This window comes from Actinomadura barringtoniae (assembly GCF_017573505.1).
Lineage (GTDB): Bacteria > Actinomycetota > Actinomycetes > Streptosporangiales > Streptosporangiaceae > Spirillospora > Spirillospora barringtoniae.
The window spans coordinates 34,804-51,497 of record NZ_JAGEOJ010000016.1 but is presented as its reverse complement, the minus strand read 5'-3'; the positions used below and the strand labels follow the sequence as shown (position 1 = coordinate 51,497).

At 71.9% G+C, this 16,694-nt stretch carries 15 protein-coding genes; 11 read left to right on the top strand and 4 right to left on the bottom strand.

Features of this window, described 5'->3' with window-relative positions; translation table 11 throughout:
* The first annotated feature begins 22 nt into the window (after positions 1–22).
* Together J4573_RS35025 and J4573_RS35020 are read left to right on the top strand one after the other, a co-directional pair.
* The gene (locus J4573_RS35025; protein WP_208260311.1) at positions 23–688 is read left to right on the top strand and encodes an enoyl-CoA hydratase/isomerase family protein; all 666 of its coding nucleotides are present in this window, start codon (positions 23–25) and stop codon (positions 686–688) included.
* Between the two features lie 67 nt (positions 689–755).
* Positions 756–1,802 carry an LLM class F420-dependent oxidoreductase gene (locus tag J4573_RS35020; protein ID WP_208260309.1) on the top strand — a complete coding sequence of 349 codons (1,047 nt, stop codon included), beginning with the start codon at positions 756–758 and terminating at the stop codon, positions 1,800–1,802.
* A gap of 93 nt (positions 1,803–1,895) precedes the next feature.
* On the opposite strand, the gene J4573_RS35015 is transcribed toward J4573_RS35020, so the two are convergent.
* Complete coding sequence (locus tag J4573_RS35015) at positions 1,896–3,383, bottom strand: flavin monoamine oxidase family protein (protein WP_208260307.1); 1,488 nt, start codon at positions 3,381–3,383, stop codon at positions 1,896–1,898.
* A 163-nt stretch (positions 3,384–3,546) separates the two neighbouring features.
* On the opposite strand from J4573_RS35015, the gene J4573_RS35010 reads away from it, so the two are divergent.
* From J4573_RS35010 to J4573_RS34985, 6 genes are all read left to right on the top strand, one after another.
* Positions 3,547–4,626, top strand: a complete 1,080-nt coding sequence (locus tag J4573_RS35010; RefSeq protein ID WP_208260305.1) for a M24 family metallopeptidase — start codon at positions 3,547–3,549, stop codon at positions 4,624–4,626.
* Positions 4,627–4,674: 48 nt separating this feature from the next.
* Entirely contained in the window at positions 4,675–5,232 is a 558-nt protein-coding gene (gene efp, locus J4573_RS35005) for an elongation factor P (RefSeq protein WP_208260303.1), read from the top strand.
* Positions 5,233–5,334: 102 nt separating this feature from the next.
* Positions 5,335–5,751 (top strand): transcription antitermination factor NusB, encoded by a 417-nt coding sequence (gene nusB, locus J4573_RS35000; RefSeq protein ID WP_208260301.1) that lies wholly within the window; start codon positions 5,335–5,337, stop codon positions 5,749–5,751.
* A gap of 49 nt (positions 5,752–5,800) precedes the next feature.
* The gene (locus J4573_RS34995; RefSeq protein ID WP_208260299.1) at positions 5,801–6,610 is read left to right on the top strand and encodes a methyltransferase domain-containing protein; all 810 of its coding nucleotides are present in this window, start codon (positions 5,801–5,803) and stop codon (positions 6,608–6,610) included.
* 13 nt (positions 6,611–6,623) lie between these two features.
* On the top strand, positions 6,624–7,889 hold the full coding sequence (locus J4573_RS34990) for a DNA polymerase IV (protein ID WP_208260297.1): 1,266 nt from the start codon (positions 6,624–6,626) through the stop codon (positions 7,887–7,889).
* A gap of 147 nt (positions 7,890–8,036) precedes the next feature.
* Entirely contained in the window at positions 8,037–8,420 is a 384-nt protein-coding gene (locus J4573_RS34985; protein WP_208260296.1) for an SCO2097 family morphological protein, read from the top strand.
* 231 nt (positions 8,421–8,651) lie between these two features.
* Here the strand turns inward: J4573_RS34985 and J4573_RS34980 are convergent, their stop codons facing one another.
* From J4573_RS34980 to J4573_RS34970, 3 genes are read right to left on the bottom strand one after another with little or no spacing between them, the layout of a single operon-like run.
* Positions 8,652–11,084 (bottom strand): transglutaminase TgpA family protein, encoded by a 2,433-nt coding sequence (locus J4573_RS34980; RefSeq protein ID WP_307797145.1) that lies wholly within the window; start codon positions 11,082–11,084, stop codon positions 8,652–8,654.
* Positions 11,081–12,352, bottom strand: coding sequence for a DUF58 domain-containing protein (locus J4573_RS34975; RefSeq protein ID WP_208260295.1), 1,272 nt, complete (start codon positions 12,350–12,352; stop codon positions 11,081–11,083). Before J4573_RS34975 ends, J4573_RS34980 begins: the two co-directional genes overlap by 4 nt.
* A 4-nt stretch (positions 12,353–12,356) precedes the next feature.
* Positions 12,357–13,292, bottom strand: a complete 936-nt coding sequence (locus tag J4573_RS34970) for an AAA family ATPase (RefSeq protein WP_243774094.1) — start codon at positions 13,290–13,292, stop codon at positions 12,357–12,359.
* A gap of 520 nt (positions 13,293–13,812) precedes the next feature.
* Between J4573_RS34970 and mraZ the strand changes: the two genes are divergently transcribed.
* The 3 genes from mraZ (at position 13,813) to ftsL (ending at position 16,353) form a co-directional block, all read left to right on the top strand.
* The gene (gene mraZ / locus J4573_RS34965; RefSeq protein ID WP_208260293.1) at positions 13,813–14,244 is read left to right on the top strand and encodes a division/cell wall cluster transcriptional repressor MraZ; all 432 of its coding nucleotides are present in this window, start codon (positions 13,813–13,815) and stop codon (positions 14,242–14,244) included.
* A 304-nt stretch (positions 14,245–14,548) separates the two neighbouring features.
* Complete coding sequence (rsmH, locus tag J4573_RS34960) at positions 14,549–15,580, top strand: 16S rRNA (cytosine(1402)-N(4))-methyltransferase RsmH (RefSeq protein WP_208260292.1); 1,032 nt, start codon at positions 14,549–14,551, stop codon at positions 15,578–15,580.
* Positions 15,577–16,353: a cell division protein FtsL gene (gene ftsL / locus J4573_RS34955; RefSeq protein ID WP_208260291.1), complete on the top strand. Its 777-nt coding sequence runs from the start codon at positions 15,577–15,579 to the stop codon at positions 16,351–16,353. The genes rsmH and ftsL overlap by 4 nt, the downstream gene beginning before the upstream one ends.
* The last annotated feature ends 341 nt before the right edge of the window (positions 16,354–16,694 follow it).

Sequence of the window (16,694 nt, the reverse complement as noted above, 5' to 3'; positions counted from 1 at the left end):
CGGAGCAGCAAGGAGTCCTGGCGTGATCGATCTCCAGCGTGACGGCGACGTGTACGTCCTGCGGTTCGACGACAACGAGAACCGCTTCAGCCCCGGCTTCCTCGACGCGGTGAACGACGCGCTCGACACCGTCGAGAAGACCGACGGGCCGAAGGCGCTCGTCACCACGGGCACCGGCAAGTTCTACTCCAACGGCCTGGACCTGGACTGGCTCGGCGCCAACCAGGACCGGTTCGAGGACTACCTGAAGCGCGTGAACGGGATGTACGCCCGGGTCCTGTCGCTGCCGCTGCCCACCGTCGCCGCGATCAACGGCCACGCGTTCGCCGGTGGCGGGATGCTGACGCTCGCGCACGACTTCTCGGTCATGCGGACCGACCGCGGCTACTTCTGCCTGCCCGAGGTCGACCTTGGAATGAGCTTCACCCCCGGCATGAGCGCCCTGATCCAGGCGCGGCTCTCGCACGCCACCGCGCACGAGGCGATGATCTCCGGGCGCCGCTACACCGCCGAGCAGGCCCAGGAGGCCGCGATCGTGCACCGGACCGCCGCCGAGGCGGACGTGCTGCCCGCCGCGGTCGAGCTGGCGGGTTCGCTGGCACCCAAGAACGGCACGACCATCGGGAAGATCCGCAGGGACATGTACCGGGGCGCCATCGAGGCGCTTCGCGGCCCCGTGTTCTCCTGAACGGGCGTAAGCACTAGATTACGTCGTACTCGAATCTGGTTCGGTTTTACTCATGAAGGGATGCGGGATGCGCATCGGGATGGCCCTCAGCTACTCGGGCGGCTTCAAGGAGACGGTCGAAGAGCTGTCCGACTACGAGAAGGCCGGGCTGGACATCGTCTACGTCGCCGAGGCCTACAGCTTCGACGCGGTGAGCCAGATGGGCTACATCGCCGCCAAGACCGAGCGGCTGGAGATCGCCTCCGGCATCCTCAACATCTACTCCCGGACCCCGACCGCGATGGCGCAGACCGCCGCGGGCCTGGACTACGTGTCCGACGGCCGGTTCACGCTCGGCATCGGCGCGTCCGGACCGCAGGTCATCGAGGGCTTCCACGGCGTGCCCTACACCGCGCCGCTCGGCCGCACCCGCGAGATCATCGAGATCTGCCGCAAGGTGTGGCGCCGCGAGCGCCTGGAGCACCGGGGCAAGCACTACACGATGCCGCTGCCCGAGGGGCAGGGCACCGGCCTCGGCAAGCCGCTGAAGATCATCAACCACCCGGTGCGGGCCGACATCCCGATCCTGGTCGCCGCGATCGGCCCGAAGAACGTCGAGCTGACCGCCGAGATCGCCAACGGCTGGGAGCCGATCTTCTACCTGCCCGAGAAGGCCGCCGACGTGTGGGGCCCGTCCCTGGCGGCGGGCAAGGCCAAGCGCGACGCCTCGCTCGGCGAGCTGGACGTGGTCGGCCAGGCGCCGCTGGCGATCGGCGACGACGTCCAGGGCTTCCTGGAGTTCGGCCGCCCGATGGCCGCCCTCTACATCGGCGGCATGGGCGCCAAGGGCAAGAACTTCTACAACGACCTCTGCCGCCGTTACGGCTGGGAGAAGGAAGCCGACGAGATCCAGGACCTCTACCTGGCCGGCAAGAAGGACGAGGCCGCCGCCAAGGTCCCGTACGAGCTGCTGGAGAAGATGTCGCTCATCGGCTCCGAGGGCCACGTCCGCGAGCGCCTGGCCGCCATGAAGGAGTCCGGCGTCACCACGCTCAACGTGACCCCCATCGCCGGGGACCACAAGAGCCGCCTCGGCCTGATCGAGAAGGTCAAGGAGATGGCCGCCGACCTCTGACCCTCTCCTCGCCGAGCCCGTACAACACGCCGATCTTGCTCTCAGCGCCCTTCCCCGCCTGTTCTCAGGGCGCTGAGAGCAAGATCGGCGTATTTACAGGGCGGCGTGGACCTCCTTGGCGACGCGTTCGCCGGAGCGCACGGCGCCGTCCATGTAACCGGTCCAGATGTCGGACGTCTCGGTGCCCGCCCAGTGCACGGGGCCGCACGGGGTGCGCAGCGCCGGTCCGTACTCGGTGAGCACGCCGGGCGGCGCGATGCCGACCGGACCGCCGCCGCTCCACACCTCGTTGTCCCAGCGCTGGAACGCGGTGAGCACCGGCGTGGCGGCCTTGTCGCCGTAGAGCTTGGTGAACGAGTCCAGACCGGCCGCCCTGATGTCGTCCGCGGACGCGGCGTCGAGCTTGCGGATGTTGGTCTGGTTGATGAAGCCCATGAGGATGCCGCGCGAGGCGTCCGGCGGGCTGTTGTCGAACGTCGCGTCGATCGCCCCGCTGTCGGCGACCGCCTGCCCGGTGAGGCCGTCCGCCCGCCAGAACGGCGTCTCGTACACGCCGACGAACTTGGCGATCGAGCCCATCGGGTAGCGCTGCATGAGCTGCGCGCGCGAGGCGGGCAGCCCCGGGGAGAAGGCGATCTTCCCGGCGATGGCCGGGGACATCGCCACGATCGCCCTCTTGGCGGTGACCGTGACCCCGTCCGCCGTGACCGTGACCCCGCTGCCGGTGGTCTCGATGCCGCGTACGGGCGCGTTGTAGCGGATCGCGTCGCCGAGCTTGGCCGCCAGGCGCAGCGGCACCTCCTGCGACCCGCCGACGAACCGGGTCTCCTGTCCGCCGCCCTTGGTGTTGATGAGCGGGTCCACGCCGCCCGCCGAGGCGATGTAGTGCAGGACGTACAGAAGCGAGACGTCCTTGGAGCGCACCGACAGCGTGGAGCTGATGAACTCGTCCAGCAGGAACCGCGCGCCGCTGCTGAGAGAGTTGGCGCGCGACCAGGTGTAGAAGGTCTGGCTGTCCCACTCCTCGGCCTTGGCGGCCTTCCACGGCTCGCCGGGCGTGATGCTCTTGGCCATGTTGCCGATGTTCAGCAGCGCGACCTCGAGATCGATGACGCCCCAGTCCGGCGGGACCGCGCCCAGGATGCCGTCGGTGGCGTAGAGGGAGCGCTTGCCGTTGCGGTAGTAGACGTTCTTGCCCGTGTTGTATGTGGGGAAGGTGTCGACGCCCATGTCCTTGGCCAGCGCCGCGATGCGGGTCTGGGTCGAGCCGATGAACTCGGCGCCGCCCTCGCTGGTCGTACCGTCGCCCAGCGGCATCCCGTACACCCGCCCGCCGGCACGGTTGCGCGCCTCCAGCACGATCACCGAACGGCCGGCGGCGATCAGGTCCCGCGCGGCGGTCAGCCCGGAGAGCCCGCCGCCGACGATCACCACGTCGGCCGAGGCGTTCGGCGCGTCCTGGGGCGCGGCCCGTGAGGTCTGGGCGCGGGCGGAGGAGGCGGGCAGCGCGGACATCGCGGCGCCCGCGGCGGCGGTGAGCGCGCCGGTTCCAAGGAGTCTGCGGCGGCTTACTGCGGTCAAGGTCCCTCCTAGGGGACTAGGCCTGAGGCCGGGCCAATGGCGGGGGGAAACGATCACTGGCGGGGCCCAACGTAGTGGCGCGGTCACGGCTAAGTCGAGGGATATTCATGTTCTGTGATCGCCCCGAGACGATCGCCCGAACACAACGGGTTAGAGTCGGGCCATGGGTGAGGTTCACAACGCGCGGCGCGAACGGCTCGCCGCACTGGTCGCCGAGCGGGACGCCGGCGCACTCCTGGTCACGCGACTGGTCAACGTCCGCTACCTGACCGGCCTGGCCAGCTCCAACGCCGCGCTGCTGGTACGCACCGACGGACCGGCCGTCCTCGCCACCGACGCGCGCTACGCGGGCACGGCGGCGCGGATCGCCGGCGACCTGGAGACGATCGTCGAGCGCAAGACCGCCGAGGTGCTGACCTCGCTCGCCGCCGACTCCGGCGCCCAGACCCTCGGCTTCGAGGCGCACGACCTCACCGTCGAGAAGCACGCCGAGCTGGCCGCGCTCGACGGCGGCATCGCGTTCAAGCCGGTCGGCCGCCTCGTCGAGGAGCTGCGCCGGGTCAAGGACGAGGACGAGCTGGCGCTGCTGCGCGAGGCCTGCGCGATCACCGACCGGGCCTTCGAGGCGATTCTGCCCATGATCAGGCCGGGCGTGACCGAACGGGAGGTCGCGATCGCGCTGGAGCGTCACATGGTCGACTTCGGCGCCGAGGCCCCCGCGTTCGACTCGATCATCGCGTCCGGGCCGAACGGCGCGGTCCCGCACCACAGTCCCGGCGCGCGCGAGATCGCCGCCGGCGACCTGGTGACCATGGACTTCGGCGCGCTCTACGGCGGCTACCACGCCGATATGACCCGTACCGTCGCCGTCGGCGAGCCCGCGGCCTGGCAGCGCGAGGTCTACGACCTGGTCAAGCGGGCCCAGCAGGCCGGCGTCGACGCGGCCAGGCCCGGCGCCGAGACCAAGGACGTGGACGCCGCCGCCCGCGACATCGTCAAGGCGGCGGGCCACGGCGACGACTTCCCGCACGGTCTCGGACACGGCGTCGGCCTCGAGATCCACGAGGCTCCGCTCATGGGGTACGACAAGACCGGTAAGCTGATGGATCGGGTTCCGATCACCGCGGAGCCGGGGGTCTATCTCACCGGCCGGGGCGGGGTCCGCATCGAGGACACGCTCGTGGTCCGCACCGACGGCCCCGAGCTCCTCACCAAGACGACCAAGGAACTGCTCGTCCTCTGAGCCCGCGAGCCCGGGCCCGGCGAGCAGGCCCGCGACCAGGAGAAACACGTGGCGACGACGAACGACCTGAAGAACGGCATGACGCTGAACATCGACGGCCAGCTCTGGACCGTTCAGGAGTTCCAGCACGTCAAGCCCGGCAAGGGCCCGGCCTTCGTCCGCACGAAGATCAAGAACGTGCTCTCCGGCAAGACCGTCGACAAGACCTTCAACGCCGGCACCAAGGTCGAGGTGGCCAGCGTCGACAAGCGCGAGATGCAGTACCTCTACCGCGAGGGCGAGGACTTCGTCTTCATGGACACCGAGACCTACGACCAGCCGCACATCCCCGCGGCCACCGTGGGCGACGCGGCCAAGTTCCTGCTGCCCGAGGGCGGCGCGGTCATCGCGTTCAACAACGAGAACCCGCTCTACGTCGAGCTCCCGGCCGCGGTGATCCTGCAGATCACCGAGACCGAGCCCGGCCTGCAGGGCGACCGCTCCACCGGCGGCAGCAAGCCCGCCACCCTCGAGACCGGCGCGCAGATCCAGGTGCCCCTGTTCATCACCACCGGCGAGAAGGTCAAGGTCGACACTCGTTCCGGCGAGTACCTCGGTCGCGGCTGACGTGGCGGCCGTGAGCAGCCGCGCGGCGGCTGGACTGAGGAGCTTGCGACGAGGGAAGCCGCCGCGTGAGAACGGCTGCGAACCGCCGAGCGGAGCGAGGCATTGAGCGCACGGACCAAGGCGCGCAAGCTCGCGCTGGACATCCTGTTCGCGGCGGAACTGCGCGAGGAGAAGCCGACCGACGTGCTCGCCCAGCGCGGGCGGCCGAACCAGGACGAGCTCGCCGAGCTCGGGCACGCGGTGCGGCTGATCGAGGGAGTCCAGGAGCACAACGAGCGGATCGACGAGCTGATCTCCACCTACGCCACCGGCTGGACGCTGGAGCGGATGCCGGTCGTCGACCGCAACATCCTGCGGATGGGCGCCTACGAGCTGCTGTGGGTGGACGACGTCCCGGACGGGGTCGCGGTCAGCGAGGCGGTCAACCTGGCCACCGAGCTGTCGACCGACGAGTCCCCGCGCTTCGTCAACGGCCTCCTGTCGCGTCTTCAGGAGCTCAAGCCGTCCCTCACCCTCTAGCGTCGGTCCCAGCAACTAGGGTGAGGCCATGGGTGGTGGGAAGGTCGGGATGACCGAGGTTAAGGGGGCGACCGTGGCCGCCCAGCAGGGGAAGAGAGCCCGGGGGAGCAGCCGCGTGCGCAACGCGGTCCTCTGGGACGCGCTGCGCCGCGTGCTGGACCGCATCGCCCCCGAGGGACCGAGCGACGTCGTGGACGTCGGCGGCGGCACCGGCGGCTTCGCCGTGCCGCTCGCCGAGCTCGGCCACCGGGTCACCGTCGTGGACGCCAGCCCCGACGCCCTCGCCGCGCTGGAGCGCCGCGCCGACGAGGCGGGCGTGACCGTGCGGGCCGTCCAGGGCGACGCGGTGGACCTGCCCGACCTGCTCGGGGAGGGCGCCGCCGACCTGGTGCTGTGCCACAGCGTGCTGGAGTACGTGGACGACCCGGCCGCCGCGATGGCCGCGCTCACCACCACCGTCCGGCCGGGCGGCTCGGTGAGCGTGCTGGTCGCGGGCCAGGTCGCCGCGGTCCTGCACCGGGCGGTCGCCGGCCACTTCGACGAGGCGCTGCGGGTCCTGGACGACCCGGCCGGGCGCTTCGGCGACGGCGACCGGATGCCCCGCCGCTTCACCCGCGAGACGCTGTCGGAGCTGGTCGCCTCGGCCGGGCTCACGGTGGGGGAGCTGCACGGCGTGCGGATCTTCGCCGACCTGGTGCCGAGCGGGCTCATCGACGCCGAACAAACGGGGGCGGCGGGGCGTAGCCATGGGGGCGAAACACGCGCTGCGGAGGCGCTGATCGCGCTGGAGTCGGCGGCGGCCGTCCATCCGATCCTTCGGGAGCTCGCCACCCAGCTGCACGTGCTCGCCCATAACTGAGCCGTAGCGACAGATGAGCCGCAAGCAGCAGCTGCACCGCCCCGGTCCCACCCCCGGTCCGCCCGCCGACGACACCGGGTGCCCCATCCTGCACGTCGACATGGACGCGTTCTTCGTCAGCGTCGAGCTGCTGGACCGCCCCGAGTTGCGCGGCCGCCCGGTGATCGTGGGCCATCCCGGCCCGCGCGGCGTGGTCTCGGCGGCCTCCTACGAGGCGCGGAAGTTCGGCGTCCACTCGGCGATGCCGATCACCCGTGCCCGCCGCCTGTGCCCGCAGGCCGTGATCATCCCGCCCAGCCACGGCAAGTACTCGCGCGTCTCGGCGGGCGTCTTCGAGATCTTCCAGTCCGTCACGCCGCTGGTGGAGCCGCTGTCGCTGGACGAGGCGTTCCTGGACGTCGCGGGCGCGCTGCGCCGCCTGGGCCGCCCCGCCGAGATCGCTCAGCAGATCCGCGAGCAGGTGCAGGCCCAGCAGAACATCACCTGCTCGGTGGGCGTCGCGAGCACCAAGTTCGTCGCCAAGCTCGCCTCGACCCACTGCAAGCCGAACGGCCTCCTGGTCGTTCCGGCGGACGGGACCGAGGCGTTCCTGCACCCGCTGCCCGTCGCGGCCCTCTGGGGCGTCGGAGAGCGCACGGAGGCGAGCCTGCTGCGCCTCGGGCTGCGCACGGTCGGGCAGCTCGCCCAGACGCCGCTCAGCACGCTCCAGCGCGAACTGGGCAACGCGCTCGGCAGCCATCTGCACGACCTGTCGTGGGGACGCGACCCGCGCGAGGTCGAGCCGCACAACCCGGACAAGAGCATCGGCGCCGAGGAGACGTTCGAGACCGACATCGACGACCCCGAGGTCATCCGCCGCGAGCTGCTGCGGCTGTCGGAGAAGGTCGGCGCCCGGCTGCGCGCCGGTGGCAACTCCGGACGTACGGTGAGCGTCAAACTACGCATGTCGGACTTTAAAACGATCACTCGGGCGCGCACGCTCCGTGAGCCCACGGATCTGGCTCGTGTGATCTACATCACAGCCTGCGAGCTGTACGAGGGGGCGGGCCTGGAGCGGGTACGACTCCGTCTGGTCGGGGTACGGGTGGAGAACCTGGGCCCCGCCGACCAGGCCCCTCGCCAGCTGGCCTTCGACGAGCCCGAGACCGGCTGGCGCGAGGCCGAGCGGGCGATGGACCAGGCCGCGCACCGCTTCGGCAGCGGGGCGGTCCGGCCCGCGGCCCTGGTGCGTCGGACGAGAGAGAGGGACGGTAGTGGCACCGGTGATGATGAGCGATGATTGAGGTCGGTGAGATGACCGGCATGTGGTCCGCGGTTGGCCGTTCGCTTTCGTACGCTTGTCCGGCCTCGTATTCTGGGCATATCACCGTTGAGGTTCCCGTCCTGCATCGGATACCCCGTCGCGGGGCTGTCGTTGGGAGGCGCCGTGCCGCTCTCTGAGCACGAGCAACGCATGCTCGAACAGATCGAGCAGGCGTTGTACGCCGAGGATCCGAAGTTCGCTCACGCGGTCCGCTCGACCAACCCCCAGGTCCACTACAAGCGTCGCATCGTCAAGGCAGCCCTCGGTTTCGTGGTGGGCGTCTGCGCGCTGATGGCGGGCCTGGTCGTCAACGAGGGCCCGATCACCATCGCGATCAGCGTGACCGGCTTCATCCTGATGGTCGTGTGCTGTGTCTGGGCGCTGTCGAGCTGGAAGCGCATGACCGGAGTGGGCGCAGAGCCCGAGCGCGGCAGCCCGCGCCCGGCGCGCGCCGGCTTCATGGAGCGCATGGAAGAGCGCTGGCGCAAGCGCACCGAAGGCGAGTAAGCGAGTAAGAGGGCGCCAGGGCTCACGCTCGGTGAGCCCCTGACGCCCGCCGAGCCCGCCCCGCCGGGTTCCGCCACGTCCCGTGACGCCCGCTGACCCGCTCTGCCCGCGGCAGATCAGCCCTGCCCCATGGCCGTCCCGCCGACCCGTGCGGGGCGGTCGAGTCGTTTTTCAGGCCGTTTTCCGCCGCCCGGCAGTGTGGCCTTGCTCTCATTCTCGCTACTGCGGCGGCTACTTGCGGCGGGGGAGCCTCAGGCGTTCTTGGAGCCTCAGCCGCTCGGAGAGGCGGAAGCCGGAGGCCTTCGCGTTCAGCCGGTTGGCGGTCTCCATCAGCTGCGCGGTGGTCGCGCGGAAGCCGGTCATGGTGCTCGGCGGCAGCAGCCGGGCGCGCCAGCGGGTGGTGCGGCCCACGGCGGCGGCCATCGCCGTGTGAACGGTCCGGACGTCCGCGCGGAGGTTGGAGTGCGGGACCGAGGTCTCGCGGGCGTAGCGGGCCAGCTCCTCGGCGCGGGCGATCCGGGTGAGGGCGTGTGAGGCCTCGGCGTCGAGCTCCAGCAGCTGGCTGAGGCGCCGGGCGGCGGCACGGGGGGTGTCGCTGGGGCGCCACGCCAGGCCGTGGTCCAGGGCGTCGGCATGGACCTCGCTCCACGCCGCGTGCGCCGCGCTGACCTCCGGGGTCGTCGTCTGGCTGGGCGGCGCGGTCCACCGGCGGCGGCGCGTCAGGGCGCGGACGGTCATCGGGGCCGCCAGCAGGAGCAGCACCAGCAGCGAGCCCGCGAGCCAGGCGGCGAGGGTGCCGTTGTCGCCGTTGTGCTGGGCGTCGGTGCCCACGGACTGGTCGCGCTCGTCGGGGCGGTGGCCCGGGTTCGAGCCGGGGCTGGAGCTGGCCGAGGCCGCGCTGGACGGGGTGGAGTTCGGGTTCGAGGACGGCTGGTCGGAGGGCTGCTCCCCGGAGGCGGGCGGCTGGCTGTAGACCGGCGGGATCGCGGTGCCCTGCCCGGTGGCGCCCGACGGGGTGGGCTCGAACCGCACCCAGCCGACGCCCTCGAAGTAGAGCTCGGGCCAGGCGTGCATGTCGCGGTTGCGCACCTGCCAGTCGCGCGGGCCGACCTGCGTTCCGGCGGTGAAGCCCATCGCCACGCGGGCGGGGATCTTCAGCATCCGGGCCATGACCGCCATCGACGCGGCGAACTGCTCGCAGTAGCCCCGCCTGCTGGTGAGGACGAAGTCCTCCAGGTCGTTGACGTGGCGGGGCGCCTGGACGTTGGTGTCGTAGGTGTAGCCGCCGGTCGAGGTGAACCAGCGCTGGAGGCGGACGGCCTTCTCGTAGGCGTTGGGCGCGCCGCGCGTCACGCTGGTCGCCAGGTCCTCGACCTTCGGCGAGATGTTCTTGGGCAGGTCGACGTAGGTCGCCATCACGTCGGACGGGTAGGACCCGCCGGTCGCGAGCTGGTCCTGGTTCGGCACGGCCTTGGTGCTCTGGACGGTGTAGGTGCGCCCGGTGGCCGAGTCGTGCAGCGAGTAGACCATCAGCGACGGTCCGTGCACCCGCCAGTCGCCCTTGATCGACACCCGGGTCGGCGCGTACGGGGCGGGCAGGAAGGTCAGCTTCTTGAACTCGCGCTTGACCTTGATCTTGGTGGTGACCGTGTTCGTGGAGGTGGCGCCGAGGCCCGGCGCGGGCGGCAGGTCGCGGCCCTTGATGCTGTCGTCGGGCGAGCTCTGCAGCGGGCTGTAGGTCCAGTTGTCGCCGTCGAACTTGTCCAGCGCGTACATCCGCAGGTAGTCGGGGTGCGGGTCGCTGGTCTGGTAGGTGAGGACGACCTGGTCGTTGGTCTCGGTGAGCTCGCGCTTGAGGCTGACCAGCGGGTCGGGCGTCGTGACGGTCTGCGAGCCCTCGCCGCCCGAACCGTCGCCGCCCATGCCGAACATGCCGCGCGGGTGGATGCCGGGGATCAGCGTCGGCAGCAGGACGGCGGTGACCACCGCGGCGATGCCGATCCGGCGCCCGCTCGCGGCCATGCCGCTGGCGTCGGGGCGCTCGGGCCGCGCCTCGGCCTCCTCCGACCAGCGGCGGGTGAAGACCACCCGGCCCCAGCCGCCGACCTGCTCGCGCGCGTCGGTCATCAGCAGCGCGAGATAGCCGAGCGCGCCGACGCCGAACGCCAGCCAGCTCACGCTGTCCTCGCGTACGGCGGCGGGCACGCTGTACATCGCCAGCAGGGGCAGCCCGGCGGGCGCGGCGCGGCGCAGCCGTACGGCCAGCAGGTCCACGATGACGGCGACCAGGCCGATGCCGGCCGAGGACAGCAGCAGGATGCCGGGCGCGAGCGGGACCGGCGCGGCGTACTGGTTGGCCGAGTCCCAGCCTGAGCCCATCAGGTCCCCGAGCTTGCGGAGCGAGCCGGGCGTCGGAATGATCCCCAGCAGCGCGTCGTCGGCCGCGAACCGGGCCGTGAGATAGAGGTGCAGGGCGGCCAGCCCGCCGATGGCGCTGAAGACCGCGGGCACCCGGAACCGCCGCATGAGCACGCCCGCCGCCGCGACGGCGACGACCGCGCCCAGCCCGGACCAGAACCACCCGCCGCTGGCGAACAGCGGGTAGAGCCCGACCGAGCTGGCCAGCGTCGCCAGCCCGGCGATGATCGTCATCTTGATTCTCACGGCGATGTCCCCCGTGCGAGATCCTCGGTGGCCTGGTCGGCCTGCACCCAGGCCGCGGCGAGCTCGGTGGCCGACCGCAGCGTCACCACGCGCCAGCCGGCGGCGCGCAGCAGCCGGGCGGTGTCGGCGCCGCCGCCGTCACCCAGGTCGGGGTCGGCGACGTCCACCAGGACGGCGACGCAGGTGGCGGTGCCGCGCCGGACGGCCGCGACGGTCCTGGCCTCCTCGGCCGACAGCGCGCCGAGGACGGCGACGACCAGGCCGTCGCCCTCCCGGCCATGGCCGAGCGCGCCGCGCAGCGCGGCCAGCCCGGGCGTCAGCGCGCGCCCGGTGGAGGTCCTGATCACCGCGAGGTTGTCCAGCAGCGCCCCCTCGAAGGCGCCCTCGTAGGCCACCGACGACGGCAGCGACTCGCCGAGGTCGGTCACGAACCGCAGGCCCATGCCGCCGCGGCCGAGGTGCACGCCGATCGACGCGGCGATCGAGACGGCCTGCTCGAACGAGGCGCCCGGCCCGTCGCCGTGGTGCGCGGTCCGCCGGGTGTCCAGGAAGAGCGTGCCGCTGCTCTGCCAGTGCTGCTCCTCGCGCCGCACCATCAGCTCGCCGCGTCGCGCGGTGGACCGCCAGTGCACGCGGCGCAGGTCGTCGCCGTGCCGGTACTCGCGCGGCGCCACGTCGTCCTCGCCCGCGGTGGACACCGTGCGGGCGATGCTGTCGCCGCCGCCCGTCCAGGCGCCGCTCAGCCGCCCCGACGGCAGCGGGACGATCGTCGGCGTGACGGTGAGGGTGTCGGCCAGGCTGAACGAGCGGACCAGCTCCACCATGCCGAACGGGTCGGCCAGCCGGACGACCATCGGGCCGACCCGGTAGCGCCCGCGCACGTCGGAACGGATCCGGTAGCTGAGCTCGCGCGAGCCGTGCGGCTCGATGCGGTCCAGCACGAACCGCGCCCGCCCGCCGAGGGTGTAGGGGACCTGGTCCTCGACCAGCAGCAGCCCGCTCGGCAGCCGCGAGACGTTCTCCATTCGCAGGTCGACCCGCGACTCGTGGCCGACCGGCAGCCGGGACGGGTCCAGCCGGCGCGCGCAGGCCAGCCGGTACCGGGTCCGCGACAGCGCCAGCGTGGACAGCAGCGGCAGCGCCAGCACGAGCACGCCCGCGCGCAGCAGATCGCGCTCACCGAGGATGAAGGCGCACACGATCGCGGTGGCCCCTGCGGCGACAAAAGACCGGCCGCGGGTCGTCAGGCCGGCCAGCGCTCTTCTCAAGCGGTCACTTCCTGGGGGAGGGCACCGGGAGACGGCTCACGAGCTCGGCGACGACCTGCTCGGGGCGGCGCCGTTCGACCTGCGCCTCCGCGGTGGGCAGCAGCCGGTGGGCCAGGACCGGGACGGCCAGGTCCTGGATGTCGTCGGGCACCACGTAGTCGCGGTCGTCCAGCGCCGCGTAGGCGCGGGCGGCGCGGACCAGGTGCAGGGTGGCGCGAGGGGAGGCGCCGAGCCGCAGCTCCGGGTGGTTGCGGGTCGCGGTGACCAGGTCGATCGCGTACTGCCGTACGGGCGGCGCGACGTGCTGGTGACGGACGACGTTGATCAGCTCGCGCACGTCGGAGGCGTGCGCGACCGGGTTCAGCCGGTCCAGCGGGGAGGACTGGCCGTGCACGTCGAGCATCTCCAGCTCGGCGGCCGGGTCGGGGTAGCCCATCGAGATGCGCGCGGTGAAACGGTCGCGCTGCGCCTCGGGCAGCGGGTAGGTGCCCTCCATCTCCACCGGGTTCTGGGTGGCGATCACCATGAACGGCTGCTCGAGCGAATAGGTGGTGCCGTCGACGGTGACCTGGCGTTCCTCCATGCACTCCAGCAGCGCGGACTGCGTCTTGGGGGAAGCGCGGTTGATCTCGTCGCCGACCACGATGTGCGCGAACACCGGCCCGGGCTTGAACTCGAACTCCCGGCGCTCCTGGTTGTAGGCGCTCACCCCGGTGATGTCGCTCGGCAACAGGTCGGGGGTGAACTGCACCCGCCGCACCGAGCAGTCGATCGACCTGGCGAGCGCCTTGGCCAGCATCGTCTTGCCGACGCCCGGCACGTCCTCGATGAGGAGGTGCCCCTCGGCGAGCATCACCGTCAGAGCCAACCGGACGACGCCGGGCTTGCCCTCCACCACCGACTCGATGGCGTCCCGGATCTTGGTGGAGACCTGTGCCAGCCCGTCGAGGCCGTTCCCGCGCCCGCCGTGAGGGTCGCGGCGGGGGGATCCTGAGGGGTCGGTCAACGACTCGCCGTGCGTGCCTACTGCCACCAACAACCCTCCTCAGGCGTCCGGCCGTACGTGAACGACAGTACGTCGTCGGGCCGTCCACCGCGATATTTACGGTTCACTCCCAGCGCCCGCCCAGATGTTCATGGGGAACGGGAGCCCATTGTGCTCCAAGGGGATCGTCATCACAGCCCTAAGGCCTTCTCCACTTCACTCCACCCGCCTCCCCGGCGAGGGCCAAAAGGGACGATGCGGGACGCGGTACGGCCCTCCACCGGCCCCGGTACGGCACCGCCACGCCTGCGCCCGCCCCCGGCGCCCCACTCCGCACCACCACCCCTGACCTGCGGTTTCGAGTCGGGATGCGACGCGCGAGAGGCGTTTACTTGGTTGACGGTGGGGCAGAGTGGAGTAGAGTGGGGCGCCGTGGGGAGCAGTAGCGCCCCGCGCCGCGTGGGAGGTGGGGCCGATGTTCCTCGGCACCCATTCGCCGCGCCTCGACGACAAGGGACGACTGTTCCTGCCGGCGAAGTACCGCGAGGAGCTGTCGGGGGGATTGGTGATCACGAAAGGCCAGGAACGCTGCCTGTACGTCTTCCCCATGGCGGAGTTCCAGCGCATCACCGAGGCCTTGCGTGCCGCACCCGTCACCGAGAAGGCGGTACGCGCCTACAGCCGCGTCTTCTTCGCCAGCGCCTCCGACGAGGTCCCCGACAAGCAGGGACGCATCACGATCCCGCCGCCGCTGCGGACCTACGCCGGACTCACGCGCGACTGCACCGTCATCGGTGCCAACACGCGCCTGGAGATCTGGGACACCCAGGCCTGGGAGACCTACCTCGAGCAGGAGGAACAGGCCTTCTCCGACGTCTCGGAGGAGGTGTTGCCAGGGATCCTCTGAGACACGACTCGTCGGTCCGATGACCGGCATGGCCCACGTTCGGCCAGGTCTCCAGCCGCTCTCCTAGCCAACTGGCGCAGCTTCCCCGGTGCCAGACGGCGACCCCCCGCGATGCGCGTGAAACTGCACTGTCGCGGTGAAACTTCCTCAGGGCAGCGGATGGGGACCTGGCCGGGCGAGGCCGCCGGCGGGCTCAAGGGGGCTGATCCAACCATCAGCGGCCTGACCTGGCGTAACGGAGGGGCGCGCCGGGCCGACGATGCCACACAGTCCGCGAGCGAAGTGGCACAGTAGGGGGTGGATCATGGACGTGGGAGACCACGCGGCCGAAGCCGGTCACGTACCGGTCATGCTCGACCGCGTTCTGGAACTTCTGGCGCCCGCGGTGCAGGTCACCGGCGGCGGCGCCGCATCCGGGCGAGATCCCGTCTCCGCTCGCGATCCCGGCTCTGCTCGCGATCCCGTCTACGTCGACGCCACTCTCGGCATGGGGGGCCACGCCGAGGCGATGCTCGAGGCGCATCCGCAATTGCGGCTGATCGGCCTCGACCGCGACACGACGGCCTTGGACCGCTCCGCGGCTCGCCTGGCCCGCTTCGGCGACCGGGTGACGCTCGAGCACGCGGTCTACGACGAGCTGCCCGGCGTGCTGGAGCGGCTCGGCGTGGCCGAGGTGGACGCGGTCCTGTTCGACCTGGGGGTGTCGTCGCCGCAACTGGACGAGGCCGACCGCGGCTTCGCCTATTCCTATGACGCTCCGCTCGACATGCGGATGGACCGCACCCAGAGCCTCACCGCCGCCGACGTGGTCAACGGCTACCCGGCGGCCGAGCTGGCCCGCATCCTGCGCGAGTACGGGGAGGAGCGGTTCGCCCAGCGGATCGCCTCCGCCATCCTGCGCGAGCGCGAGCGCGAGCCGCTCGACTCGACCCGCAGGCTCGCCGACCTCGTGCGCACCTCGATCCCGGCCGCGACCCGCCGTACCGGCGGCAACCCGGCCAAGCGCACCTTCCAGGCGCTGCGCATCGAGGTGAACGGCGAGCTGGAGACCTGGCGGCGGGCGCTGCCCGCCGCACTGGACGCGCTTCCGGTAGGGGGCCGGATCGTCGTCCTCAGCTACCACTCTCTCGAGGACCGCATCACCAAGCAGGTCCTCGCCCAGCAGTCCGCGGACACCACCCCGCCGGACCTGCCGGTGCCGCTGCCCGAGCATCAGCCACGCTTCCGGCTGCTGACGCGCGGCGCCGAGCTGCCCTCCGACGAGGAGACCACGACCAACCCACGGGCCGGATCGGTGCGGATGCGCGCCGCCGAGCGGGTCCGGGAGGCCACATGACCACGACGAGCACCCGTACGCCCGGGTCGAAGGGCCGCAAGCAGCGCGGAGCGGCCGCCACGACCACGACGCGCCGGCGCAAGGCGCAGCGGCCCGCTCCCGAGGACGCGACCACGACCGCGGCTCCGCCGACGTCGAAGGCCGCGCCCAAGACCAGGCCGGCTCCCAAGTCCAAGCCCGCGCCGACGACGAAGGCCGCGCCCAAGACGGCGCCCAAGTCCGGGCCTAAGGGTTCGCCGAAGGCCGCGCCCAAGAGCAAGGCCGCGCCGAGGACCACGGCCAGGGCCGCGGCGGTGGTCCGGCATGGCGCGCCGCCGCGCGCGCCGTTCGTGCTGCTCATCGTCGCGCTGCTGAGCGGCGCGCTGGTGTCGCTGCTGCTGCTCAACACCGTGCTGGCGCAGGACGCGTTCACGCTGACGCGCCTCCAGCAGAGCAACAAGCTGCTCGACCAGCAGCGCCAGCAGCTGCAGAGCGACAACACGCGCGAGGCCTCGCCGGAGAACCTCGCGCAGCGGGCCAAGGCGCTCGGCATGCAGCCGCAGGACCCGCTCTACATCGACCCGCTGACCGGCCAGATCGTCGGGCCGGGGTCGGTGCGGGCGGTGCCCAACGCGGCCGCCGCGTCGGCCGAGGCGGCCGCGGTCGCCGCGATCCCCGGCGTGGTCGTGCCCGGCGGCGGCGTTCCCACCGCTCCCGGCGGCAACGCCACCGCGTCGCCCGGAGCCCGCCAGTCCAGTCCGCAGACGCCCCGCCAGGGAGGCGGTGCCCCGTGACGACACGACCGGGCCGCGGAACCGCGGGACCTCCACCCGGTCGCAGACGCGGCCCGCGCAATCCCGCGGGCCGCGACGAGAAGAACGGCCCGGGCGCGGCGCGCGCGTCCGGGCGCTCAACCGGAAATCCGCCCCGGCCGCCGGGCGGAAGGCAGGACGGCACCGGCCGGCCCAGGCAGGACGGAACGGGCCGGCCGGCGAAGGACCGAGCGTCCCCTCGCCGGCCGGCCCGTAACGGCACCGTCCCCGCGCCGCGCAAGAACGGCGCCAACGGCTCGACGGGGCCCGGCGGCACGCGGCAGACCAGGCCGGGGGCCGGGCAGCGCGGCTCGCGGCCCCCG